Annotated in this window: 27 protein-coding genes; 16 read left to right on the top strand and 11 right to left on the bottom strand. The window is 36.2% G+C overall.

Translation table 11 applies throughout. The annotated features are described in order from the left end of the window. Positions 1–187: 187 nt before the first annotated feature. The 5 genes from gyrB to dnaA all read right to left on the bottom strand — a co-directional run bounded on the left by gyrB (position 188) and on the right by dnaA (position 6,434). Positions 188–2,137 (bottom strand): DNA topoisomerase (ATP-hydrolyzing) subunit B, encoded by a 1,950-nt coding sequence (gene gyrB, locus IGI67_RS11770; RefSeq protein WP_207109745.1) that lies wholly within the window; start codon positions 2,135–2,137, stop codon positions 188–190. Next, on the bottom strand, positions 2,138–3,256 hold the full coding sequence (gene recF, locus IGI67_RS11775; protein ID WP_429957815.1) for a DNA replication/repair protein RecF: 1,119 nt from the start codon (positions 3,254–3,256) through the stop codon (positions 2,138–2,140). Further along, positions 3,243–3,485 carry a S4 domain-containing protein YaaA gene (gene yaaA / locus IGI67_RS11780; RefSeq protein WP_207109743.1) on the bottom strand — a complete coding sequence of 81 codons (243 nt, stop codon included), beginning with the start codon at positions 3,483–3,485 and terminating at the stop codon, positions 3,243–3,245. The genes recF and yaaA overlap by 14 nt, the downstream gene beginning before the upstream one ends. A gap of 233 nt (positions 3,486–3,718) precedes the next feature. Then, positions 3,719–4,849: a DNA polymerase III subunit beta gene (dnaN, locus tag IGI67_RS11785; RefSeq protein WP_207109742.1), complete on the bottom strand. Its 1,131-nt coding sequence runs from the start codon at positions 4,847–4,849 to the stop codon at positions 3,719–3,721. A gap of 259 nt (positions 4,850–5,108) precedes the next feature. Then, positions 5,109–6,434 carry a chromosomal replication initiator protein DnaA gene (gene dnaA, locus IGI67_RS11790; protein WP_429957816.1) on the bottom strand — a complete coding sequence of 442 codons (1,326 nt, stop codon included), beginning with the start codon at positions 6,432–6,434 and terminating at the stop codon, positions 5,109–5,111. Between the two features lie 567 nt (positions 6,435–7,001). Here dnaA and rpmH point away from each other — a divergent pair. From rpmH to mnmG, 6 genes are all read left to right on the top strand, one after another. Further along, the gene (gene rpmH, locus IGI67_RS11795) at positions 7,002–7,136 is read left to right on the top strand and encodes a 50S ribosomal protein L34 (protein ID WP_006703104.1); all 135 of its coding nucleotides are present in this window, start codon (positions 7,002–7,004) and stop codon (positions 7,134–7,136) included. 137 nt (positions 7,137–7,273) lie between these two features. Beyond that, positions 7,274–7,609, top strand: a complete 336-nt coding sequence (rnpA, locus tag IGI67_RS11800; RefSeq protein WP_207109740.1) for a ribonuclease P protein component — start codon at positions 7,274–7,276, stop codon at positions 7,607–7,609. A 17-nt stretch (positions 7,610–7,626) separates the two neighbouring features. Further along, complete coding sequence (locus tag IGI67_RS11805) at positions 7,627–8,448, top strand: membrane protein insertase YidC (RefSeq protein WP_207109739.1); 822 nt, start codon at positions 7,627–7,629, stop codon at positions 8,446–8,448. A 66-nt stretch (positions 8,449–8,514) separates the two neighbouring features. Continuing rightward, positions 8,515–9,285 (top strand): RNA-binding cell elongation regulator Jag/EloR, encoded by a 771-nt coding sequence (gene jag / locus IGI67_RS11810; protein WP_207109738.1) that lies wholly within the window; start codon positions 8,515–8,517, stop codon positions 9,283–9,285. Between the two features lie 225 nt (positions 9,286–9,510). Then, the gene (mnmE, locus tag IGI67_RS11815; RefSeq protein WP_429957817.1) at positions 9,511–10,908 is read left to right on the top strand and encodes a tRNA uridine-5-carboxymethylaminomethyl(34) synthesis GTPase MnmE; all 1,398 of its coding nucleotides are present in this window, start codon (positions 9,511–9,513) and stop codon (positions 10,906–10,908) included. 15 nt (positions 10,909–10,923) lie between these two features. Continuing rightward, positions 10,924–12,816, top strand: a complete 1,893-nt coding sequence (mnmG, locus tag IGI67_RS11820; RefSeq protein WP_429957818.1) for a tRNA uridine-5-carboxymethylaminomethyl(34) synthesis enzyme MnmG — start codon at positions 10,924–10,926, stop codon at positions 12,814–12,816. Positions 12,817–12,896: 80 nt separating this feature from the next. On the opposite strand, the gene IGI67_RS11825 is transcribed toward mnmG, so the two are convergent. Genes IGI67_RS11825 through IGI67_RS11835 form a run of 3 tightly spaced genes read right to left on the bottom strand, consistent with a single transcriptional unit; the run spans position 12,897 to position 14,769 of the window. Then, a complete protein-coding gene (locus IGI67_RS11825; protein ID WP_429958637.1) occupies positions 12,897–13,517 on the bottom strand; it encodes a site-specific integrase in 621 nt (206 codons plus the stop codon). 45 nt (positions 13,518–13,562) lie between these two features. Continuing rightward, complete coding sequence (locus tag IGI67_RS11830) at positions 13,563–14,063, bottom strand: Arm DNA-binding domain-containing protein (protein ID WP_429957819.1); 501 nt, start codon at positions 14,061–14,063, stop codon at positions 13,563–13,565. 55 nt (positions 14,064–14,118) lie between these two features. Further along, on the bottom strand, positions 14,119–14,769 hold the full coding sequence (locus tag IGI67_RS11835) for a helix-turn-helix domain-containing protein (RefSeq protein WP_429958638.1): 651 nt from the start codon (positions 14,767–14,769) through the stop codon (positions 14,119–14,121). Between the two features lie 132 nt (positions 14,770–14,901). On the opposite strand from IGI67_RS11835, the gene IGI67_RS11840 reads away from it, so the two are divergent. The 4 genes from IGI67_RS11840 (at position 14,902) to IGI67_RS11855 (ending at position 16,718) form a co-directional block, all read left to right on the top strand. Then, a complete protein-coding gene (locus IGI67_RS11840; RefSeq protein ID WP_429957820.1) occupies positions 14,902–15,105 on the top strand; it encodes a hypothetical protein in 204 nt (67 codons plus the stop codon). Between the two features lie 135 nt (positions 15,106–15,240). Continuing rightward, complete coding sequence (locus IGI67_RS11845) at positions 15,241–15,411, top strand: hypothetical protein (RefSeq protein ID WP_429957821.1); 171 nt, start codon at positions 15,241–15,243, stop codon at positions 15,409–15,411. Positions 15,412–15,528: 117 nt separating this feature from the next. Continuing rightward, positions 15,529–15,927, top strand: a complete 399-nt coding sequence (locus IGI67_RS11850) for a hypothetical protein (protein ID WP_429957822.1) — start codon at positions 15,529–15,531, stop codon at positions 15,925–15,927. 11 nt (positions 15,928–15,938) lie between these two features. Further along, the gene (locus IGI67_RS11855; protein ID WP_429957823.1) at positions 15,939–16,718 is read left to right on the top strand and encodes a hypothetical protein; all 780 of its coding nucleotides are present in this window, start codon (positions 15,939–15,941) and stop codon (positions 16,716–16,718) included. A gap of 512 nt (positions 16,719–17,230) precedes the next feature. On the opposite strand, the gene aroD is transcribed toward IGI67_RS11855, so the two are convergent. From aroD to IGI67_RS11870, 3 genes are all read right to left on the bottom strand, one after another. Beyond that, entirely contained in the window at positions 17,231–17,986 is a 756-nt protein-coding gene (aroD, locus tag IGI67_RS11860; protein WP_429957824.1) for a type I 3-dehydroquinate dehydratase, read from the bottom strand. A 10-nt stretch (positions 17,987–17,996) separates the two neighbouring features. Then, complete coding sequence (locus IGI67_RS11865) at positions 17,997–18,875, bottom strand: shikimate dehydrogenase (RefSeq protein WP_429957825.1); 879 nt, start codon at positions 18,873–18,875, stop codon at positions 17,997–17,999. A gap of 171 nt (positions 18,876–19,046) precedes the next feature. Continuing rightward, complete coding sequence (locus IGI67_RS11870; protein WP_429957826.1) at positions 19,047–20,255, bottom strand: MFS transporter; 1,209 nt, start codon at positions 20,253–20,255, stop codon at positions 19,047–19,049. A gap of 148 nt (positions 20,256–20,403) precedes the next feature. Between IGI67_RS11870 and IGI67_RS11875 the strand changes: the two genes are divergently transcribed. The 6 genes from IGI67_RS11875 (at position 20,404) to ychF (ending at position 25,218) form a co-directional block, all read left to right on the top strand. Beyond that, positions 20,404–21,294: a LysR substrate-binding domain-containing protein gene (locus IGI67_RS11875; RefSeq protein WP_207109732.1), complete on the top strand. Its 891-nt coding sequence runs from the start codon at positions 20,404–20,406 to the stop codon at positions 21,292–21,294. A 119-nt stretch (positions 21,295–21,413) separates the two neighbouring features. Then, positions 21,414–22,127, top strand: a complete 714-nt coding sequence (gene rsmG / locus IGI67_RS11880) for a 16S rRNA (guanine(527)-N(7))-methyltransferase RsmG (protein ID WP_207109731.1) — start codon at positions 21,414–21,416, stop codon at positions 22,125–22,127. 70 nt (positions 22,128–22,197) lie between these two features. Next, positions 22,198–22,965, top strand: coding sequence for a ParA family protein (locus IGI67_RS11885; RefSeq protein WP_429957827.1), 768 nt, complete (start codon positions 22,198–22,200; stop codon positions 22,963–22,965). Further along, positions 22,952–23,842: a ParB/RepB/Spo0J family partition protein gene (locus IGI67_RS11890; RefSeq protein ID WP_088933986.1), complete on the top strand. Its 891-nt coding sequence runs from the start codon at positions 22,952–22,954 to the stop codon at positions 23,840–23,842. The genes IGI67_RS11885 and IGI67_RS11890 overlap by 14 nt, the downstream gene beginning before the upstream one ends. A 47-nt stretch (positions 23,843–23,889) precedes the next feature. Next, on the top strand, positions 23,890–24,087 hold the full coding sequence (locus IGI67_RS11895; RefSeq protein WP_429957828.1) for a DUF951 domain-containing protein: 198 nt from the start codon (positions 23,890–23,892) through the stop codon (positions 24,085–24,087). A 30-nt stretch (positions 24,088–24,117) separates the two neighbouring features. Continuing rightward, positions 24,118–25,218 carry a redox-regulated ATPase YchF gene (gene ychF / locus IGI67_RS11900; RefSeq protein WP_207109729.1) on the top strand — a complete coding sequence of 367 codons (1,101 nt, stop codon included), beginning with the start codon at positions 24,118–24,120 and terminating at the stop codon, positions 25,216–25,218. Positions 25,219–25,225: the final 7 nt, after the last annotated feature.

Here is a 25,225-nt window from a genome sequence, read left to right on the forward strand (position 1 = left end):
CCTCATTAGAAAGGCTTTGCGAGCTCGCTCAGCTTTTGAGCGATAAGACTAAAATTTTATTCAGTCGTTCCTCAGACTTAACAAAATTTTCGCTTATCGCCGAAAAAGCTAGCTCGTTAAGCCGGACATCGATAAATCAGCTACAAAAACTTTTTCTACTTGCAAAAACTTATACTTTCTTACTAGTTTAAATATCTAAATTCTTAACGTAATGCGCATTTTCTTCAATAAACGCGCGGCGTGGTTCCACTCGATCACCCATCAGCATCTCAAAGACTTGATCGGCTTCGATCGCATCATCAACACTGACCCGCAACATTAGACGATTTTCTGGATCCATTGTCGTTTCCCATAATTGATGATCATCCATTTCCCCTAAACCTTTGTACCGCTGTACGTTGGGTTTTGGAGTCGCGGGTAATTCTGACATTTTTTGCGCTAATTCTTCTTCCGCGTTTTTACCTGGCTGGATGTAAGTAATATTCTTTCCTTGCTTAATTCCATACAATGGTGGTTGCGCAATATAAACATATCCTGCTTCCACAATTGGACGCATATAACGATAGAATAAAGTTAGCAGCAATGTTCGAATGTGTGCGCCATCTACATCGGCATCAGTCATGATAACTAATTTATGGTAACGAGCTTTTGATACATCAAAGTCTGCTCCAAAACCAGTTCCCATAGCCGTAAACAAGGAACGTATTTCCTCATTCGCTAAAATTTTATCCATCGATGCTTTTTCAACGTTTAAAATTTTTCCACGGATCGGTAAGATCGCTTGGAATTCTCGGCTACGGCCTTGCTTTGCTGAACCGCCGGCAGAATCTCCTTCGACGATGAATAATTCACATTTCTCTGGATCATTACTTGAACAATCGGCTAATTTACCAGGTAAATTACTGATTTCTAAAGCACCCTTACGTCGCGTCACTTCCCGAGCACGTTTAGCAGCTAAGCGTGCTTTAGCAGCCAGCATTCCTTTTTCAACGATACGACGACCGACAGACGGATTTTCCATCAAAAACTTTAGAAAATTTTCCGAAAACAGACGATCTGTAACTGTCCGAACTTCAGAATTTCCAAGTTTTGTTTTCGTTTGACCTTCAAACTGCGGCTCTGGATGTTTGATAGAAATTACTGCCGTCAATCCTTCCCGCACATCTTCACCGGAAAGATTTTCATCATTATCTTTCATTATTTTTTGCTTACGCGCATAATCATTAATAACACGCGTTAAAGCTGTCTTAAACCCAAATTCATGAGTACCGCCTTCATAGGTATGGATATTATTAGCAAAACTCAATATATTGGTGTGATAACCATCTGTATACTGCATAGCTACTTCGACCGTGATATCCTGCTGTTCGCCATCTACAAAGACAGGTTCATCAAAAATAACCGCTTTGTTATGATTCAAGTGTTCCACATAACTTTTGATCCCACCTTCGTAGAAATACTCACGTAAAACGGGCTTTTCCTCTCGTTTGTCTTCAATCGAGATCTTTAGTCCACGATTCAAGAAAGCTAACTCACGAACACGGGTTGCCAATTTATCAAAATTGAAGACGGTAGATTCGGTAAAAATCTCAGGATCTGGAATAAAATGGACCGTTGTTCCGTGTTTTTCGGTCTCTCCAATCACTTTCAAATCATCCACGACAGCTCCGCGGCGATATTCTTGGAAATAGATTTTACCATTTTTAAAGACACGAACATCTAAGCTCACGGACAATGCGTTTACAACGGATGCCCCAACCCCGTGAAGCCCTCCAGATACCTTATATCCGCCACCACCGAATTTTCCTCCTGCGTGTAGGATCGTATAAACGGTTTCCACCGCAGGACGACCTGTTTTTGCTTGAATGTCGACTGGTATCCCACGACCATCATCGCTGACCGTGATGCTGTTGTCCTCTTCGATTACCACATGGATATGTGATGCAAAGCCTGCTAGAGCCTCATCAATAGAGTTGTCCACGATTTCCCATACAAGATGGTGCAAGCCCTCTGTACTGGTGGAACCGATATACATCCCTGGCCGTTTCCGGACGGCTTCTAGTCCTTCTAGCACCTGAATCTGACTGGCATCGTACTCTTGAGCACGTTCTAGTAAACTCTTTTCCTCTTCTGTCATCTACGCTTCTTTCCTTTCTATCTGTCCTTGATGGACATAAAAAATATCCGGATGAACCGTCATTTTTCCTTTAACATGATTCAATGTTGTCGTCGTCAAAAATGTCTGTACTTTGTTTTCGATTGTCTCCAATAAATGGATCTGGCGACTGTCATCGAGCTCACTCATAACGTCATCTAATAGTAAAATCGGATATTCTCCTGTTTCTTCTTTCATCAAATCAATTTCAGCTAATTTAACACTTAAAGCTGTGGTGCGTTGCTGACCTTGTGACCCATAGGTTTGCACATTTTGCTGATTCACTTTAAATATCAAATCGTCTCGATGAGGGCCTAAAAATGTATTTCCTTTGAATATCTCCCGTTTACGATTTTTCTGCAGCTCACTTAGAAAAACTGTACGTATTTCTTCAGTCTCTTCGCTATCTAGCGAAATACTGGCATCATATTCAATTGTCAATTCTTCTTTCTGGTTCGTAATCTTACCATGAAGATCGTTGGACCAATATTCTAGTTTTTTGATAAATTTCAACCGATTGGCTAAAACTTTGCTGCCAAAATCTACTAGTTGCTCGGTCAAAATATCTAGGTATATCTCATCAGTCTGCTTCTTTTCAGATAATTGCTTCAAGTAAAGATTACGCTGCTTTAATGTTTGTTGATACTGGGCCAAATCGTAAAGATAGACAGGATTAATCTGACCTAATTCCATATCGATGAACCGTCGTCTGATTTGCGGGCTGCCCTTCACTAATGAAAGATCCTCTGGAGCAAATAAAATGACATTTAATTGACCTATATAACTACTCAATTTTTTTTGCTCGATATGATTGACTTTAGATTTACGGCCTTTTTTAGTCAATAATAACTCTAACTCTAACTCACTTGTTCCTCGCTCGATTCGACCCTTAATCTGAGCAAAATCATCCTGCCAACCAATTAGTTCTTGTTCACTACTGGTTCGATGACTTCGGGTCAACGCCAAAACATAAATACTTTCCAAAAGATTGGTTTTCCCTTGAGCATTCTCTCCTAGAAAAATATTTAAGCGGTTAGGAAATTCCAAGACAAGCTCTCGATAATTTCTATAGTTCCTTAGCTCAAGCTTATTCAGCCGCATCTTGTTCTTCCTTATTTTTGACCATAAAAAAAGTTCCTACCTCAGGAATATCGATCATCATTCCTGGATAGAGCTTTCGGCCACGGCGATTTTCCAATTCACCATCTACAAATACTGTTTCCTCCGCTAGAAACCACTTGGCTTGTCCTCCGCTAGAAATTAAATTGATTTCTTTCAATAACTGACCAAGTGTCATGAAATCTGTTTCTAAAAAAATTTTTTGTTTCACATTCATCCCTCATTTTCATGCTAGAAACACCTCTTCATTATACCCTTTTTTTATCGATAAAACAAATGAACTCGTTGTATTTTTCGTTTTAAGAAGATCTAAGCATTTTTAATTAATTCACTCAAAAAAAAGTAAAAGGTCTTAAAATCGATTTTAAGACCTTTTACCGGAATTGAGTTTTTTACACAATTTTTTCATTTTTTTCAAAAAATCTGTGAAACTCACTAATTTTTTTAGTTTGTCCGTACTGGTGTAATCAATTGAATAAAGGAAACGTCCCCTTCGCTTGGTTCTAAAGTAAATGGACGAATTGCTGAAATAAATTGAATCTTGATACTCATATCGCCAAAAGCACGCAAAGCATCCTTCATATAATCAGGATTGAATGAAATCTCTAACGGATCACCGCTGACCTTTTCATAAACTAGCTCTTCTTCCACTTTACCAATTTCTGGTGAATTTCCATAAAGAATAACAGAGTTATCTGCAATTGCTAGACGAACAATGTTGTTGCGTCCTTCATGTGAAAGTAATGAAGCACGTTCGATTGCAGCTAAAAATGTAGGTACAGAGAAAGTAATTTCCGTATTGAAGCTCGTTGGAATTAAACGATTGGTATCTGGATAATTCCCTTCCAGTAAGCGAGAATAGAAATACATCGTTGGCGTTTTGAATAAAACTTGATTTTCCATGATACTTATTTCAACTTCTGCTTCCTCGTCAGATAATGATCGTGAAAGCTCTACTAAACTTTTCCCTGGAATAACAATATCAAAGTCCTTATTAGCATTTTCTACAGGTACAATTCGTTGGCTCAATCGATGCGAATCAGTGGCAACAGCTAGTAGCTGGCCATTTGACATGGTCAGGTGAACCCCAGTTAAAATAGGGCGACTCTCATGTTGAGACACAGAAAAAACAGTCTCACCAATTAATTTTGTCAACATGTGGACAGGTAATTTTAATTGATTTTGTTCCTCTACAACAGGAAGATGTGGATAATTATCTGCATCTAAGCCATTAACTGTAAAATGAGCAGCACCTGATGTAATCAATACTTGATAATTTTCTTGTACTTCCAATGTAAACGTTGTTTCTGGTAAACGACGAATAATTTCACTAAAGAAACGCGCTTGCAAAACAATTGTTCCTAATTCAGTAATCTGTAACTCTGCTTTTTCGTCATCAGCTGCTAAAAAAGTCTCAATTGAAATATCGGCATTACTTCCAGTTAAGTTCAAACCTTCGTTACTTAACTCGATCTTTACTCCTGTTAAAATCGGAATAGTTGTTTTAGTCGAAATAGCACGTTGAACAGTTTGTAATTCTTGAATGAAGCGGGCACGATTAATAGTAAATTTCATGATGGAACTCCTTTTTCATTTAATTTATTTATTTTCAAGCAATCTTATCATTAAGTATATATCCAACACGTAGTCAAAAAATTTTTTGTTCAAGAAAGCTGTCAGGTATTCTTTTTATTTATTTAAGATAATTAAGTAATAAAAGTAGTAGGGCCTGTTGATCATGTGGAAAACGAAAAGAAAACGTTGAAACAGCAGTTTTTCCACTTGTGGATAAGGTGTGGATAAACAAGCTTCTTTTCGTTAATGTTTCCACAAGCTATCCAAGCAGTAAATTTTTGATCTCAGCAATTTCTTGTTGGATATCACTATCGTTTTTCATTAACTGGCTGATTTTTTCATGTGCGTGAATAACAGTTGTATGATCTTTCCCACCAAATTCGGCACCAATTTTTGGTAAGGAGCTTTCTGTCATTTCACGAGCTAAATACATAGCGATTTGGCGTGGAACAACGATTGTTTTAACTCGCTTCTTCCCTTTCAAATCTTTTACTTGGATATGGTAGAATTTTGCGACTTCATCTTGGATTTTGCTGATAGAAAGCTGTGCATTGCTAGTTCCTTTTAAACTTTTTAATGCATCTGCAGCGATACTGGTAGTAATATCGGCACTATTCATTGTAGCAAATGCTTGAACCCGTACCAAAGCCCCTTCGAGCTCACGAATATTAGAATCAATTTGTCCTGCAATATAACTCAATGTGTCATCTGGAATCTCAAGATTTTCTGCTTGCGCCTTTTTTCGTAAAATTGCTGTTCGAGTCTCTAAATCTGGTGGAGTTATATCGACGGATAATCCCCAAGCGAATCGAGAAACTAGGCGTTCTTGCAATTTAGGGATTTCGTTAGGAAGTCGATCACTAGTCAGTACGATTTGCTTATTATCATTATATAAGTTTTCAAAAGTATGGAAAAATTCCTCTTGAGTTGCTTCTTTATCTGCAAAAAATTGAATATCATCTACTAACAACAAGTCCACCTTACGATATTCTTGTCGAAACTCCTCCGATGTTTTGTTCTTAATCGAATTGATAAAATCATTAGCAAAAGTCTCGCTTGAAACATATTTTACTTTTGCTTTAGGATTTATCGCTAACATTTGATGTCCGATTGCGTGCATCAAATGTGTTTTCCCTAAACCAACTCCACCGTAGAAAAAAAGTGGATTATAAATAGATCCAGGTTCTTCCGCGACAACCAACGCAGCAGCGTGTGCCATTTGATTCCCCTTACCAATTACAAAAGTATCAAATGTATATTTAGGATTGAGCATTGCACGTTTGGTTGTATCTAATTTTGGCGTTTCTTCTTTTTCAACGATACTGACGGGAGGTGCTTCGTCTGGAGTAACAAAAACGGGCATTATTTCGTCTCCTGTCACTTTAAAACCGATTTCGACGATTTTCGCGGCTAGATGTTTTTCCCAATAGCGCTTATGTAAATCGCTTGTAACTTCAATTGTTAGTTGATTATTTGTTAAGGCTAAAGGTTTAGCAGTGCCTACCCAGGCATCGTAACTAGCAGGATTAAGGTCATTTTTATAGCTGTCCTTCAATTCCTGCCAGAAATTGTCCAATGAGGTCAAATAAGTCGCCTCCTATGTTAATAAAATTCAGATAGACTTACTTTATCATTTTTTTAAAAAGTTTTCCACAGCCGGAGATGAAATAGGACAAACTTTCTTGTTTTCCACAGAATGTATAAAAATACAAAAAAAGAACTGACAACCATGTAAAAACATATACACAGCTTTTATAAAAAATGTGGAAACTTCCTTTTTTCCACGAGGAAATACACAAATAAAGAAAAAGCGAAGCCTTGGTAGATAAAAGCGAAAAACAGTTATGCACATAACTTATCCACCATGTGGACAAGTTATCAAAAGGCAAAAAAATTGGGGAAAAAACATTTAGAAATTCTATACAAACTTTTTCCACAAAAATGTTATGCACAGATAAATCAAAATTATCCCCAGATTTTGTGGATAAAAAGTACGTCTATAATTCTTGAGTGGTAAAACATTTAGTTGTTTGGTTTCAGAAATTAGGTAAATTTAGATTGTCTTCCTAATTTCATTATTGACAAAGTAGGGGAAGAGTCGTTATAATGTTCGGGTATGTCTATGTAATGTTAGCTATGGAGGTGTAATTTAATGAAAAGAACTTATCAACCAAATAAACGTAAACGTCAAAAAGTTCATGGATTTCGTAAACGCATGAGCACTAAAAACGGCCGTCGCGTATTAGCAAGCCGTCGTCGTAAAGGAAGAAAAGTACTTGCTGCTTAAGCCACTGCCGGTCAGTGGTTTTTTTTGTACCTAAAATGAGATTCTTAATGAATTTTTCTGACAAATAAGGATGATTCCTTATTTTGAAGTATGGTATTATTGTCAGGTATAGATTTAAAAGAAACGAAGGAAACTAGATGAAAAAAAAATATCGGGTAAAAAAAGAACGAGATTTTCAAAAAGTGTTTCAAGAAGGTATTTCTTTTGCTAATCGAAAGTTTGTAGTATATCGTCTAGAGCCTTCTGGTCAAGAACATTTTCGAGTAGGCTTGTCAGTCGGTAAGAAGGTTGGAAATGCAGTTGAACGGAATCAAGTAAAACGGCAAATTCGTGCGCTTTTACAAGAGTTAAAATTTGAATTACCACCAATAGACTTTATCGTTATTGCGCGACCAACTACCAAAGGCTTATCTCATGATGAAATGCGTTCAAATCTTATACATGTTTTAAAATTAGCTAAAATATTAAGTTAGGAAGGAAACAGATTTAGGTGAAAAAATATAAAAAAATATTATTGATGACAGGTTTATTGAGCCTAGTTTTCATATTATCGGCCTGTGGAACAGGAGAAGTGAGTGCACACAGTACTGGTGTATGGGATCGTTACGTGGTTTATTACTTTGGTCAGGCCATCAAAGGACTAGCTTTTAGCAATGTCGGGATTGGAATTATTCTATTTACTATTATCATCCGAATTATTTTAATGCCGTTGATGCATTTTCAAACAAAAAGTATGCGTAAAACGCAAGAATTGCAACCGAAAATCAAAGCATTGCAAGAAAAATATAGCTCTCGTGACCAAGAAACACAACAAAAGCTGCAAGAGGAAACTAAAAAATTATATGCAGAAAATAATGTGAGCCCTTACGCAGGATGTTTGCCGCTTCTAGTTCAAATGCCTGTTATGATGGCTTTGTATCAAGCAATTTTACGAATTCCAGAGTTACGATCAGGTCATTTTTTATGGTTGAACTTAAGTCAATCCGATCCTTATTTCATTTTACCGATTCTTGCGGCAGTCTTTACTTTTGCAAGTAGTTATTTGTCAAGTATGAGTCAACTTGAGTCCAATGCTTCATTAAAAATCATGAATTTTGCAATGCCAGTTATGATTTTTGTCATGGCATTGAACTTAGCAAGCGGATTATCTTTATATTGGGTTGTTTCCAATGCTTTCCAAGTAGTTCAAACATTATTAATTAATAACCCATTTAAGATTCGTAGAGAAAGAGAAGAAGCTGCCCGACAAATTCGTGCAAGAGAACGAGCGTTGGAAAAGGCTAAGCATCCAAAGAAAAAACGTAAAAAATAAAGCGACTAGTGTTTCATTTTCATAAGATAAATACTTTACATTAATTATAATAAGGAGGTTTAGAAAATGCCTGTTTATGAAGGACCAACAATTGATGAAGCAATCTCTAAGGGTTTGCAAGCTTTAGGATTGAAGAAAGAAGTTGTTGATATTGAAATTTTGACCGATGCTAAAAGAGGTTTCTTAGGAATGGGGAAAAAGGACGCCCGTGTCTCAATTGAACCGATTAAGGCTGAAAAATCTGTAACTCCTGAGGATTCAGCAGAAAAAAAATTAGACGAACGTGCTCCTTCTAATGAGTCTGAATCTGAAGAGAAAGTACTAAAAGAGGATTTCTCGATCCGTTCAACTAGTCAGCTAAATGAATTAGATGAAGAAGAAGCGACTAAAGAATTGGCACTGTACTTAACTAACATTACTAACGACATGGGAGTACCGGCTTTAGTTAAGATTCAACATGAGACTAGTGGTCTAATTATTATGAATTTAGAAACTAGTAAGCAAGGTATGTTGATTGGTAAACACGGAAAGATATTAAATGCTTTGCAGTATTTGTCGCAGGTTTTTCTGCACCGTGTAGCAAAGGAAAAATTATCAGTAGTTGTGAACGTTGGCAATTATCGACAAAAACGTGAAGAAGTTTTAACACGTTTGGCACAGCGAACTGCAGAGAAAGTAAAAGAAACAGGACGACCAGTCTTTTTGGAACCAATGCCAGCATTTGAACGGAAAATGATTCATTCAGCGTTGAGCAAAGACGAATACATTAAGACTCATTCTGAAGGTGAAGATCCATATCGCTATTTGGTCGTTGAACCAGCAAAAAAATATTTTTAAACTAGAATTAGAATGCTGTACCGAGCTAATGGGTACAGCTATTTCTTTATCAAAATTTGAGAAAATGACGTCAATTTAGCAGGTATGCTTGAATTGTCAAAAAAAATATGCTAATCTTACACCAGAATTTTGTAGAAAAAAGCAGTCAAAGTGCTCAATCTACTCCTTTATCAAGGGGTGGAGTAGGCACTTTTTTTATGTTCTTAATTAATGGGAGGGAATAAATTGGCAGAGATTACCTTAGAGTTTGATACGATTGCAGCTATTTCAACTCCGCCAGGTGAGGGTGCGATAAGCATTGTACGACTGAGCGGTGATCAGGCCGTAGCAATTGCGGACAAAGTATTTCATAGTGGGAAAAAAAGTTTGATGGATGTGCCTTCACATACGATTCATTACGGTCATATCATTGATCCAGCTGATCAACAAGTGGTTGACGAAGTGATGATTAGTGTGATGCGAGCACCGAAGACATTTACGCGTGAAGATATCGTCGAAATTAATTGTCATGGTGGGATTGTAGTTGTTAATCAATTATTGCAGCTCATTTTACGTTCAGGAGCGCGTTTAGCCGAACCAGGAGAATTTACTAAAAGAGCTTTTCTAAATGGTCGAGTAGACTTATCTCAAGCAGAAGCTGTAATGGATTTGATTCGAGCAAAAACGGATCGGGCAATGAGCGTCGCAATCAATCAATTAGATGGTAACTTATCCCATTTAATTCGCCAGTTGCGACAGGAAATTTTAGAAACACTGGCACAAGTAGAAGTGAATATTGACTATCCAGAATACGATGATGTAGAGGAGTTGACTACACAATTATTATTAGAAAAGGCGCAACAAGTGGGTCAGCAAATTGATGCATTGCTATTGAATGCAAAACAAGGAAAAATATTGCGTGAAGGGTTAAGTACAGCAATTATCGGTCGTCCTAATGTAGGGAAATCAAGCCTATTGAATTATCTTTTACATGAAGAAAAAGCAATTGTGACAGAGATTGCTGGGACGACACGTGATGTCATAGAAGAATATGTTAATGTTCGTGGTGTACCGTTGAAATTGATTGATACAGCAGGAATTAGAGAGACTGATGATATAGTAGAACGGATTGGCGTGGAACGCAGTCGTAAAGCGTTAAGCGAAGCAGATTTAATCTTGTTGGTTTTGAATCAAAGTGAATCCTTGACCGCAGAAGATAAAGAATTATTAAAAGCAACGCAAGGTCTAAAACGAATCATATTATTGAATAAAACGGATTTACCAAACAAGCTATCACAACCAGAGCTCTTTGTGCATTTGAGCGAGGATGAAGTCTTTTCCATTTCCGTTTTGGAAAAGGCTGGATTAGATCAATTAGAAGAAGCGATTGCCAAGCTTTTCTTCGGAGGTCAAACAGGCGAAAAAGATGCAACTTATGTATCAAATACTCGTCACATCGCATTGCTCGAAAAAGCTGTACAATCATTGGATGAAGTTCGCAATGGGATCCTGTCTGGTATGCCAGTGGATCTGGTTCAAATAGATATGACTCGTTGTTGGGATTATCTAGGTGAAATTGTTGGCGATAGTGTACAAGATGAATTAATTACACAATTATTTAGCCAATTTTGCTTAGGGAAATAAAGAAGGAGTTGCTACATGGAATATCAAGCAGGAATTTATGATGTAATCGTCGTTGGGGCAGGGCATGCTGGTTCTGAGGCAGCCTTAGCAACAGCACGTATGGGTCAAAAAACTTTATTAATTACAATTAATTTAGACATGGTGGCATTTATGCCATGTAATCCGTCTATTGGAGGGCCTGCTAAAGGCGTTGTTGTGCGAGAAATTGATGCGCTTGGCGGTGAAATGGGACGAAATATTGATAAAACATATATTCAAATGCGGATGCTTAATACTGGTAAGGGACCTGCGGTAAGAGCCTTACGGGCGCAGGCAGACAAACATGCTTACGCAGAAGAAATGAAACATACGATTGAACGAGAAGAAAATTTAACGCTGAAACAAGGCGTTGTTGATCAGTTAGTTGTTGAAGAGGGGATATGTAAAGGTGTCGTGACCTCGACAGGGGCTGTTTATTCAGCTAAAGCAGTGATTATCACTGCTGGAACAGCATTACGTGGTGAGATTATTATCGGTGAACTAAAATATTCATCAGGTCCTAATAACTCACAGCCGTCAATCAAGTTAGCTGATCATTTACAAGAACTAGGATTAGAAATCCATCGCTTCAAAACTGGTACACCACCGCGAGTGAAGTCAGGTTCTATTGATTATAGTAAAACTGAAATTCAGCCTGGTGATGAAAAAGCAAATCATTTTAGCTATCAAACACCGGATAGTCAGTACTTGAAAGAACAAATTCCTTGTTGGTTAACGTATACGAATCCAAAAAGTCACGAGATTATTCAAAATAATTTACATCGGGCCCCGATGTTCACTGGTATCGTTGATGGAGTAGGGGCACGCTATTGTCCGTCGATTGAAGATAAAATCGTACGATTTGCTGACAAAGAGCGTCATCAATTGTTCCTAGAACCAGAAGGCCGACACACAGAGGAAGTCTACGTACAGGGATTATCAACATCGCTGCCAGAGGATGTACAAAATGATGTTTTGCATTCAATTGAAGGCTTGGAAAATGCTGAAATGATGCGAACAGGTTATGCGATCGAATACGATATGGTGGCTCCTCATCAATTGCGTCCTACGCTTGAAACAAAAGTCATTGAAAATCTTTATACAGCTGGACAAACGAATGGAACTAGCGGTTACGAAGAGGCGGCAGGACAAGGTTTGATGGCTGGAATCAATGCAGCGCTAAAGATTCAAGGCAAAGAACCATTCATCATGAAACGTAGTGATGGTTATATTGGTGTTATGATTGATGATTTGGTGACTAAAGGGACTAATGAACCTTATCGGTTATTGACCTCAAGAGCAGAATATCGCTTGATATTACGTCATGATAATGCGGATTTACGTTTGACAGATATTGGATATAAGATTGGATTAGTAGAAGAGGAAGACTATCAAACCTATTTGATCAAAAAGGCTCATATCGCAGCGGAAATGGCTCGTTTGCAAACGATTCGTATAAAACCACATGAAGAAGTTCAAAGCTTTCTGCGAGCTAAAAATAGTGCAGAATTGAAGGATGGCGTTTTAGCAAGTGACTTTTTAAAGCGACCAGAGATATCTTATCAAGAATTGTTGCAATTCATTCCTATCAATGAAGAATTGACAGAAAAAGAAGTGGAACAAGTAGAAATTCAAATTAAGTATGAAGGCTATATAAAAAAGGCAATGGAGAAAGTAGAAAAATTAAAACGAATGGAAGAAAAACGTATTCCAAAGCGAATCGACTATGAAGTTATTAATGGTCTAGCTACAGAAGCAAAACAAAAATTACAAAAGATTCAACCAGAAACAATTGCTCAGGCTAGTCGCATTAGTGGTGTGAATCCCGCAGATATCAGTATTTTAATGGTATATATCGAACAAGGAAAGATAGCCAAGGTAGAGGCTTAAATGCCTTGATACAAAGCTATTTCCTTGTTACATGTGAAACACTCATGAACGACTGAATGCTATATTGAATGCCATTCACCTTAAAAAGCCATATATTTAGCAAAATTAGCGGCTGTTTCATCTTGCTTGGTTTGTGTGACCATGATATAGATGTCAGTCGTTATTTTTGTGGATTTGTGACCTAGTCGGTGAGAAACGTCTTTGATACTAGCACCACTTTCAAAAAATAGCGATGCGTTTGTTTTTCTAAAGTCATGTACTTTGATAATCTTCATATTTGGAAAGTGATTTGCTACCTTCTTCATTACATTGTTTGCATAGGCTTTGTACAGGTATTGATTTTTATTTTTTAAAACAGAGTTGCAGAAGACCACACTTTTACTAAAATTCTTATCTCTAATTCCGAAACGTAGTTTTTCTTGAAGGATATAGTTTTTCCATTCTTTTAAGATTGATATAGAGCGATCATCTAGCTTGATCGTTCTGTTAGATGTTTCTGTTTTGGTATCCTGAATGATTGGCTTACCGCTTTGTAACTCTGCTAATGTTTTATTGATTGAGATAGTTTTATCCTCGAAATTAATATCTTCCCACAACAAAGCCATTGCTTCACCTTTACGCAATCCCCCAAATGCCAAGAGGCGAAAGAACGTGAATGCTCGCTTATCTTTTAAGTGTGATAAGCACTCAAAGAAGGCTATTAATTCATCTTTAGTGTAGTAGTTGTCAGCTTCGTTTTTAACGACTTATAACTTACTTTTAGGGGTAATCGTACGCTCCATTGGATTGTCGTTTAAAACGTCGATAAGGATGCCATACTTAAACACCATACTGACATAGATTTTCATTTTCTTATAACTTGAATACTTTTTAGCCCAAACATTCAAATTCTTTTGACAAAATAAAGGTGTAACTTTATCAATGCGAAGTTTGCCGAAATCTTTTAAAATATGATTATCAAAGTAAATCCTGATACGTTGTTTAGTAGTTGCTTTAATGTCCTTTTGATGCTGCTCGAACCATAGTTCGTAAAGCTCTTTGAAGGTCATTGATTGTCGCTTAGCTAAACCATTCTTTTCGAAGTCCACTTGCAGACGTGATAAAACAAGTTGGGCTTCTTTTTTTGTGTTGAAATTGCGGCGAGTAGTTTTGATTGACTTGCCCGTAACTTTATCAATGCCGAGATAGGCTTGAAATTGCCATGCGCTTGATCCATCTTGTTTTTGATATTGCTTAAATGTTGCCATTGTATTTTTCCTCCCAGTACCTAACGTGGGGCAGTATGTAAGGAAAATTCCAAGTTTAAGGATTAAATCTGTTTTCTTCTTTTTTAAGTAAAGAGTCAACCAGTTCTATTACTTTCATTGTACTTTCATAGTTGAGTAAGTATGGAACGTTTTTCAAATTTCCAGAGATTTGTTGTTGTGAAATACCGTGTTGTTCAAATTCAGGATTTTGTCGATCACGGATGCTAAATATTTTACCAGCTTCAAGTTGTTTTAATGTTAAGTTTGCTATATCTAATGATCTTTTAATCTCGTTCCGAATTGAAATTTCCATATTTCTATCTTCAATCAATTCATCAATTTTGTCATCATACAGTTCCTGTATAGATGTCGTTGGAGGATCAATTAGCAATAATAAGTCAGAAAGGTAAGATGCATTAAAAGGTACTGGTGGTTCTTGTTGTCTTTCTTTGTCCAATTTATCAATCTTTGATTGAATTTGGAGTATAGAGTTATCATGTTTCTTAAGGTCGGCAGTGAGTGATTCGATATTTGTTAAGAGTCTGTTTTTTGAATTTTGCTCGCCAGTCAATAAAAAATCTACAGTTACATTTCCTAAGCTTGCAATTTTTCTAAGCATAATATCGTTGGGTTTGTTTCTTCCGTTTTCCCAATTACTTAATGCTGAAACTGTACAACCAATTTTTGGAGATATGTATAAATCAATCTAATAACTTTTAGGCCAGTGCAAATTTGCACCGGCCTATTCAATAATAAAAAAAAGAATAACCATCATGAGTTAATTACGGTAAAATACAGGAAGAAGCAAAAAATGAAGTCTCAAATATAGGTGTGCAGGATGAATCAATTAATTGTAAAGTACATAAAAGAAACTTGTGTGTCATTAGAGCAAGGAAAGGAATACAAAGCCATTGGTTATGATCCCTTACTGAAAAGCATCGCTGTAATTGATGAAAGCAAGGAGGCTTATTTGTATCCGCCTAGCGCTTTTAAAATCCAAGGTGATTATACTCAGCTTCCACTTCAAGATAATCGTGTGTGATGCTTGTAGTATTAATTTAAATCGAAGCCAACAGTGGCAACGCGGTAGTTCGCTAGGGGTTGATCAAACAGACACCTAACTTATTTCATTATTATTCAAATCAGATAGGGTGTTGTTAAAGTTGGAGGTAAGCAAATGAGAATTCTAAAGAAACCACATATTATTATTTTTTTGATAGTAGCTGTTTGTTGCTTTGTTTATGCAGCTTTTACAAATATTTGGTTTTTAAAATTATTTAAATTTATGTTTATTCTATTATTGGTTGCGTTAACGGTTGAAGCTTTAGATAATTATTTGAGTAAGTAAGTTTCTTATGAAACTATATTTTTCGAGAGGCAACGAAGCACTATCATATCAAAAAAGGTCTGCCCTTGTTAATTAAGAATCATTGATAAAAACAAAGAGGTGTTTAACCTGGATCAAGTGAAATATGTTTTCTATTCAATCGGAGGATATCTTGAAAGTTATGAAGTAATTTACTTTGAGAAAACGGAAATAATTCAAATTACACAAGAAGATTTAATGCACGGGATCAACCAAACAAAATCAATATCTGTTGAATTCTTTGATAATATTCTTTCAAATATTGAAGCCATTACTAATAGTTGGGAACAGGAGTACATAAATCCCGAAATATTAGATGGTACGCAATGGGAGCTACTTTTATCAAAACATAGCAAGAATGTTACAGATCAACTTTTAAAAGAAACTGATAAATCTAATGAAATTTCAGGGATCAAATTCTTTTATGGATCAAATAGTTACCCTGATAATTTTAAGCAGATTGAAGAGTACATGGAGAAATTATTTATTGAAAAGTAAAAGGAGTATTTATGAAGATTACTATTGACTTAGTTCTTTTTTTTGTCGCTATTATATTGATGATTTTGCTAATAATTAAACCAACAAGGTTATGGCTAGTAGACCAAGAGAACATAATAAATGTATGTGTTGCTATTATCGGTCTTATTGTTGCCGTCTGGTTCGGCTTTTCTGCTGATCAACTGAGCAAAGAAGCCAATAAATTAGCTTCAGTTTCAAAAAGCATTTCTCAAAATAGCTATTACTATTATACAATTGAATCTGATAGTAAAAAGCCTAACGAGAGACCTTATATAGACCAAAAATCCGGACTATATCGATCATTATTTGTTTTATTAAAAAGTCAAGACTTTGAAACAGAAGAGCCAATTAGAGTTGGTGTAAGAGAAACAAGAGATGGTGTAGAAAGCTTTTCGGAAAAAGACAAGACCGTTACTTTTATTGGTAGGCCACAACAATCAGAAAGAGATTTTTTTACAACGGAATCCTTTTATTATTATTTCGTTGTAGGTGAAGGACTAAACAATAAGGTACAAGTCGAGACAGTAGTCTTTTTTATTGATAATATAAAAAACTCAGATACTATCAATAAAAATTCAGAGTTTTTCACAGCTATGTCTAAGGATGATTTAATAAATAAGAAAAGTGTGGCTAACATGTATGCTAGAAATTATTTAACTGATAAAGGAGAAGAATTAACAGAAGAAAATGTTGGTCGCATTTCAAAAGAAATTAATTCTATCTTAGATAAATATGAAGAGATACAAGAACATGTTAAACAAATATATTAATTAAATTCAGTAAAAGCCTTATAGGGTTTCTTTATTTTTACCATCCTATAAATTTATTAAGAAACTTGATTTGAAATAGAAAAATTGCCCCACGTTAGATGAGAAATTTATTGAATGCTATTTTGAATGCCACCGAAAATAACTAGGTGAAATTCATTGAAAATGGCATTCAATTTTTTTGTTTAAAAAGTCTGATATGCCAGCATGTGAAAGTCCAAAACGAACGTGTTTTCGACTATATCGAACAAGGAAAGATAGCCAAGGTAGATAGTGAAACGGCTTAGTATAATAATCTTAAAAAGAGAGCAACCCTTATTGTGACATTAAAGGTTGCTCTCTTTTTTATAGAGGCTGATAATAAAATATCGATTCTATTTTATTATATTTAAAGTTTCTCAAAGAGTAATCTCAATTTCTCTGTAAAAATTGGGCTATTTGTAGAAATATTGTCCATATAAATTCATTTGCTTGTGTCAGTTTTGAAAACAACAGCGATTCTATTAGAAATCCATTTAGTTTAGTTTTAACGTTGTTAACATTTTACGTAATTCAGCAACGGGAACTTGTCCCGGCGCCGAAGCTGTTCCAGCGGAACCGAAAGTCGCTGCAGAACCAAAAACTTGACCAGAGATACGACTAACCATTCCTAGCGCTCCCATTGACATAGTAATCAAAGGAACATCGGCATAATACTCATACATTTCATGTGTTGCTTCTAATAATGTTAATACATCTGCAGAAGATTTCGGCATTACTGCAATCTTGCAGATATCAGCACCCTTATTTTGCATGGTCCTTAGGCGAGTAATGATCTCATTTTTTTCTGGGGTTTTATCAAAATCATGATTGCACATAATAATTTTAATATCGTTTTTATGTGCTAGATCAATCACTTCTGCCACTTTATTCTCTGCCATGAATAATTCCACATCCAATAAATCTAAGCTTCCTTCCACTATGATGGCTTTATAAAGGTTAAAATACTCATAGTCTGAAAGTTCACAAACGCCGCCTTCTTTTTTTGTACGGAAAGTGATTAGTAATGGTTTTTCTAAAATAGCTTTTAGATTGTGCGAAAGTTCAGCAACAGATTGTGGGTCCTGAACGTGTTCAAAAAAATCTATTCGCCACTCCACTAGATCACAATCTAATGCATGGATAGCTTTTGCTTCCGACACCAACTCTTCTTTAGTTTGACCTACCATAGGCACGATAATTTTTGGCAGGCCTTCACCAATTGTAATTTGATCAACAGTTACTGTTTTCATGTTATTCCTCCTAATCTTTGAATAAAAGCTCTTTAATATAACTAACAGGCATATCTTCCCCAGTAAATAGTTTAAATGCAGCAGCACCTTGATAAAGCATCATACCGAGCCCATTAATAGCTTTTTTTGCCCCATGTTTTTTAGCAAATTTCAGCAATTTAGTTTCTCTAGGAGAATAAACGACATCAAATACAACCAAATCTGGCCGAATAAGGGTCGAGTCATTGATTAAACTGATATCTTCCAAAGGTTTCATACCAACACCGGTTGCATCAATGTAAATATTACTCTCTGAGATAGATTTTTTGAATGCCTTTTGATCAGCTAAATCTGTAACAGTTGCTTGACAAGCTGTATTTTCATTGATTTTACGGGCAGTTTCTTTGGCGTTGGAAAAGACAGTGTCGTCAATATTGAAAATTCGTAATTCTTTAGCACCGTCAAAGGCTGCTTGGATGGCGATGGCTGTGCCAGCACCGCCAGCACCTGTTAAGGTAATAATTTGGTCTTTTACTCCGACGCCCTCATCCTTTAAAGCCTCCATTGCACCTATTCCATCTGTATTGTATCCAACGAGATGACCTTTGCCATCAATATTAGTAACGGTATTTACTGCACCAATCAGAGTAGCTTCGGGAGATACCTCATCTAAATAAGGAATGATTGCTTGTTTATTTGGCATCGAAACATTTGATCCACGAATACCTAAAGCGCGAATTCCTTGAATTGTATCTTTTAATTCTTCATTACCAACTTCAAATGCCAAATAAGCGTAATCAAGTCCTAGCTTAGCAAAAGCTTCGTTATGCATCGTAGGAGACATGCTGTGGCGAATAGGTGTTGCAATCAAGCTAATTAATAAGGTGTGTCCGGTAAGTCTTTCAGTCATGGTATATTCCTCTTTTCAAATTTATTTATTCAAAGATTTTCAAACGGAGCCTTTTTATACCTATTTTTTTAGGAAATAAATCACAATGTTTTATCTCTATTTTAGGATGTATTTTGCTGGAAGACTAATACATTATATTGATGAAATCAATAAAGTGAATAAATAAAACGATTAGCTTAAGACTAATCGTTTTACTAATTTATTATAGCGATGAACGATGACTAGTGAAGCCATCAAACCAATAACATTCAAAAGAATGACGAACCAAAAAACATAGGTAATCCCTTGTTCGCTAAGCATACCGGTAATATATGGTGTAACCATAATAGAAACAGAAGTAGCTAGTGAATAATAGCTGGTATATTTCCCTTTCTTTTTAGGAAATAATTCCAACATCAAAGCTAAACCTAATTGCCAAATACCACCAGCTGCAAAAATCCCGATACAGATAGCTGCTATAATAACAGTTGAAAAGCTCGGATAGAGTAGCATTAAAAGCAATGATATCCCTGATATTAAAAGACAAAAACTAATAAATTTAGGTATGTTGATTCCTCTTTTTACTATACCAGAAGTAAAAAATACTGAGATAAATGAACCTGTGCTATAAAGACTGACGAAAATTAAACTATTTTCATGAGAAACGATCTGCATACTTTCCGTATATTGAGGAATCCATAAAATGAAAATATTGAACAACGAAACGGAAACAAAAGAAAAAATCAATAAAGCGATTCCATCTATTTTGAATTTCCCCCGATTTTGCGGTGCATTAACTGTAGTAATCTCTGTCTCTTTTTTAATAATTGTTGCAGAATTCGGAAATCGGGCAAACAGTAGATAAAACATATTAATGAATAAACATAGAGCACATAGAATAAAAGGCCAACCAAAAAATAGATCGTGTTGTATTAAATAACGTGTAATAAAAGGAAGTAGAAACTGACCAAGAGAGATAAACGCTTTGTTTAGAACACTAAGTGAGCTATTTACTCGTTCATCAGGATAAGCTTCAACCAATGTCGGATAGGTGCTAGTATCTAGAAAAGCATTACTAACTCCACCAAACATCGCTAAAAAAAATGCTAACTGATAATTCGGACTCAAAAGCATTCCGCAAAAGAAGATAATATAAGAAGCAATAGCGATTAATACTGTCCTTTTTCGTCCAAACTTATCTGAGAAATAACCGGAAAAATATAAACTTAAAATTCTTCCTAGTCCAATAGCACTCATAACCAATGTAACTTGAGCAGTGGTGGCTTGCCATTGAATTTTTAAGTTCGTCATATTCTGAGATAAAATAATAGCAGCCATTCCTTGGAAAATATAATTGAAATATAAACTAGTAATTAATAGGCGATATTTTTCTTTTTTCATAAAAGACTCCTTTCTTGTGATGTATTTCACTTGAAGTCACCCACATAATAACTCAATTTTATTATGAAAACTAATGATTTATATCAATAAAATTGATAAACTCTATTTATCAAATAAGCAGATAATTTTTAGTGAACGGGGTGAGGAAGTGAATTTGCGACAATTAGAATTTTTTGTAATACTAGCTCAAACAGAACACATGACGCAAGCAGCCAAAGAATCAAATACCTCCCAACCTAATATTAGTCATTCAATGACAATGTTAGAACAAGAGATTGGGGTAACTCTGTTTGAAAAAAAAGGACGAAATATCCAATTGACCCGCCATGGACGGATTTTTTATGGATATGTCGCCCCGGCACTGGCTGAGATCGAAAAAGGTCAACGAAAATTGCAAGAAATGATCGATCCTGATTCTGGTGAAATTCAATTTGGATTCATTTTTACGATGGGCGCAAATTTAGCACCCAAATTGACCCAATCCTTTCATCGGAAAGGGTATCAAAAAATTAATTTTGAATTTCAACAAGGAAACTCCAATCAGATCATACAAATGCTGCTTGATGATCGCATAGATATTGGGATTTGCTCAAAAGTGAGTAATGATTCTGAATTAATTTATCAAATTTTAACACAAGAAGAGATGGTTGTGGTAGTCCCTTCTGAGCATCCCTTGGCAAAATATGACAAAATTTCTTTGAAAGATACCACTAAATACCCTTACGTTTATTACAGTAAGCAAAGTGGGCTACGACCATACCTAGATCAACAAGTCCAAAATTTAAAAATAGATTTGGATATTGTCTGTGAATTAGAAGAAGATCATAGTATTTTAGGCTTTGTTGGACAAAATTACGGAATAGCAATTATGCCTAATATACCATCAATCAACTCTTTCCCTGTGAAGAAACTGACCATTATGGATGACTTGGAGGATCGAAATATTTATTTAGCAGTGAAGAAAAATAATTTAGAAATTCCGGTTTTGAAAAAATTTTATGATTTTTGTTTAGAAAACACGAATAAAAAATGGGATTAAAGCTTTATTAATCTCTGTGTGAAACATAGGTAAACCATTGCATGTAAAGCAATAATGCGTTAAAGTAGAGAATAGTCTGTGAAACATTTTGCTGTTTCACGAAAATGAAAGGATTTCTTATGACACCAGAAGAATTTCAAATGGAATTAGGCAAACAAGGAATCGAACTATCAACAAGACAGATGGATCAATTCTCGACTTATTTTCGCTTATTAGTTGATTGGAATCAAAAGATGAATCTCACGGCGATCACGGAGCACAGGGATGTCTATTTAAAGCATTTTTATGATTCTATTACCTTAGCCTTTTCAACTACATTTAAATCAAAGGGGAAGCTATGTGATGTAGGATCAGGTGCTGGGTTTCCTAGCTTACCATTAAAGATCGTTTTTCCAGAATTAGAAGTGACAATTGTAGATTCATTAAATAAACGAATTAATTTTTTAACAACATTGGTAAATGATTTACAGTTGGATGGTGTTCATCTTTATCATGATAGAGCGGAAAGCTTTGGGCAAAATTCTGAATTTCGTGAGTCATTCGATTTTGTGACCGCCCGTGCTGTAGCTCGGTTGAATGTTTTGGCAGAACTTTGTTTACCATTGGTTAAAAAGAACGGTTATTTCTTTTCTTTAAAAGCAGCCAAAAGTGAAGAAGAGTTAGCTGAAGCAAAACAAGCGATTGCTTTATTAGGTGGTAAGCTGATTGATGCTGAGGATGTTTCATTACCAAATGGCGATATACGCCATATCATTACAGTGCAAAAAAAGAAAGAGACCCCCAAAAAATATCCACGCAAACCGGGTTTACCAAATAAGCAACCTTTAAAATAATTAAATGAGTATAACAACTTATTTTTCCTTAGAAAAATAAATTTTTTAGTAGAAACTAGGAGGAAATTAGATGGCACGGATCATATCTGTTGCAAACCAAAAAGGTGGTGTCGGTAAAACGACTACGACTGTTAATTTGGGTGCGTGCTTAGCGAATGATGGTAAGAAAGTCTTGTTGATTGATAGCGATGCACAGGGGAATGCCACAAGCGGTTTAGGCGTGCGTAAACCTGATGTGAAGCAAGACATTTACGATGTTCTAGTCAACGAGGTTCCAATCAAAGAGACAATTATTAAAACTTCACGGGAAAATTTATCAATCGTTCCAGCTACTTTACAATTAGCGGGTGCGGAAATTGAATTAACATCTATGATGGCTCGAGAATCACGATTAAAAAGTGCTTTGGCAGAAGTCAGTGATGATTACGACTTCATTTTGGTGGACTGCCCGCCATCATTAGGGCACTTGACAATTAACGCATTCACAGCTAGTGATGCGATTTTGATTCCAGTTCAATGCGAATATTATGCATTGGAAGGATTGAGTCAGTTGTTAAACACCGTTCGTTTAGTACAAAAACATTTCAATCCTGGTCTAGAGATTGAAGGTGTATTATTAACGATGTATGATGCTCGCACAAATCTTGGTGCCGAAGTGGTAGAAGAGGTTCGTCGTTATTTTCAAGAGAAGGTTTATGACACGATTATTCCGAGAAATGTCCGTTTATCTGAAGCACCTAGTCACGGAAAACCAATCATTGATTATGATCCACGTTCAAAAGGCGCTGAAGTTTATCAAGCTCTAGCAAAGGAAGTGTTAGTTCGTGAGCAAAAATAAAGGATTAGGCCGTGGAATCGATGCCTTATTTCAAGATCTTTCTGAGATTGAAGAAGTTGATATGAAGAAGGATCAAGTAGTCGAGATTCCATTAAGCGATCTACGCCCCAACCCTTATCAACCACGGAAATCATTTGATGAGACAACTTTACAGGAGTTAGCTAATTCCATCGAACAATCTGGGGTTTTTCAACCGATTATTGTAAGAAAATCTGCCGTCAAAGGTTATGAGTTAATTGCCGGTGAACGTCGTTTCCGTGCCTCCAAATTGGCAGGCAAAGAGACAATTCCTGCAATCATTCGTGAATTCGACGAGGAAGCCATGATGCAAATTGCAGTATTGGAAAACTTACAACGAGAAGATTTGAATCCATTGGAAGAAGCCGAAGCTTATGAGATGTTGATGAAAAACTTAAAGCTAACACAAGCTGATGTAGCCAATCGTTTAGGCAAAAGTCGTCCTTATATCGCTAATTATTTACGTTTGTTGACTTTACCTAAATTAGTTAAGGAAATGGTGCAGGATGAGCGTTTGTCAATGGGGCAAGCACGTACTTTGTTAGGTTTAAAGAAAAAAGATCAGATCTTGAAATTAGCAAATCGTGCGGTAAAAGAGAGCTTGACGGTTCGTCAATTAGAACAGATTGTTAATGAATACAATGAAGGTAAAGCAAAGGATAAGAAAAACGGTCCGCGTTTGACCAAGGAAAAACCTTATTATTTACGAGAAAGCGAAGATCGCTTGATGGATAAATTCGGAACAGGTGTCGAGATTGTTGAAAAAGATGGTAAAGGAAAGATTTCGATTGAGTATCTATCACCATCGGACCTTACTCGCATTTTAGATATTTTAAATATACATTTTGATGAGTCGTAAATGGTTAATCCTTAAAAACGATGAATACGAACATGGAGGTTTGCCAGATGTATGATTTAGGTGATATCGTTGAGATGAAGAAACCGCATGCCTGCCAGACTAATCGCTGGGAGATCATTCGTATGGGGGCTGATATCAAAATAAAATGTGTCCACTGTGGACATATTGTTATGATGACACGCCGTGACTTTGAAAAAAAAATGAAAAAAATCCTTGAGAAGAAAAGCATTTCAACTCAAGAATAATTCCTTAGTAGAGAAAGAGTGAAGTAAACCATGGCCTTAACAGCCGGAATCGTAGGATTGCCCAATGTTGGTAAATCTACATTATTTAATGCAATTACTAAAGCAGGTGCAGAGGCTGCTAACTATCCTTTTGCGACAATTGATCCAAATGTTGGAATGGTAGAGGTACCTGATTGGCGTTTAGAACGTCTAACTGAGTTGGTTCACCCGAAAAAAACGGTCCCGACAACTTTTGAATTTACTGATATTGCTGGTATTGTAAAAGGAGCTAGTAAGGGGGAAGGTTTAGGAAATCAATTTTTAAGCCATATTCGCCAAGTTGATGCGATTTGTCATGTGGTACGATGTTTTGACAACGAAAATATTACCCATGTTGAGGGCAGGGTCGATCCATTAGAGGATATAGAAACAATTAATTTGGAATTAGTATTAGCTGACCTTGATTCGATTAATAAACGTTATGCTCGTGTAGCAAAAGTCGCGAAAACAAAAGAAAAGACCGCAGTAGCAGAATTAGCTGTATTGGATAAATTGAAACCTGTTTTAGAAGAAGGATATTCTGCCAGAACAATCGAATTTACGGAAGAAGAACAAAAAATCGTAAAAGGCTTATTCTTGTTAACGAGTAAACCAGTTCTTTATGTAGCAAATGTTGATGAAGATACAGTTGCTAGTCCATCTGATAATGAATATGTACAGACTGTACGTAATTTTGCGGCTAGCGAACATTCTGAAGTAATTGTTGTTTGTGCTGAGGCGGAAGAAGAAATTGCAGAGTTGGAAGAGGAAGACAAAGCTGAATTTTTAGAAGCAATGGGGATTGAAGAATCTGGGCTAGATCAACTTATTCGAACGGCATATGATTTATTAGGATTAGCAACTTACTTTACTGCGGGCGAACAAGAAGTTCGTGCATGGACATTCCGAAAAGGAACGAAAGCTCCCCAAGCGGCCGGAATCATCCACACCGATTTCGAACGTGGTTTTATTCGTGCTGAGACAGTATCTTTTGAAGATTTAAATAAATACGGCAGTATGCACGCGGCGAAAGAGGCTGGACGTGTCAGATTAGAAGGAAAAGATTATATCGTACAAGACGGCGATGTAATGTTGTTCCGTTTCAACGTTTAGGGAGGAA

The organism is Enterococcus sp. AZ196 (genome assembly GCF_050498845.1).
Classification (GTDB): domain Bacteria; phylum Bacillota; class Bacilli; order Lactobacillales; family Enterococcaceae; genus Enterococcus_A; species Enterococcus_A murrayae.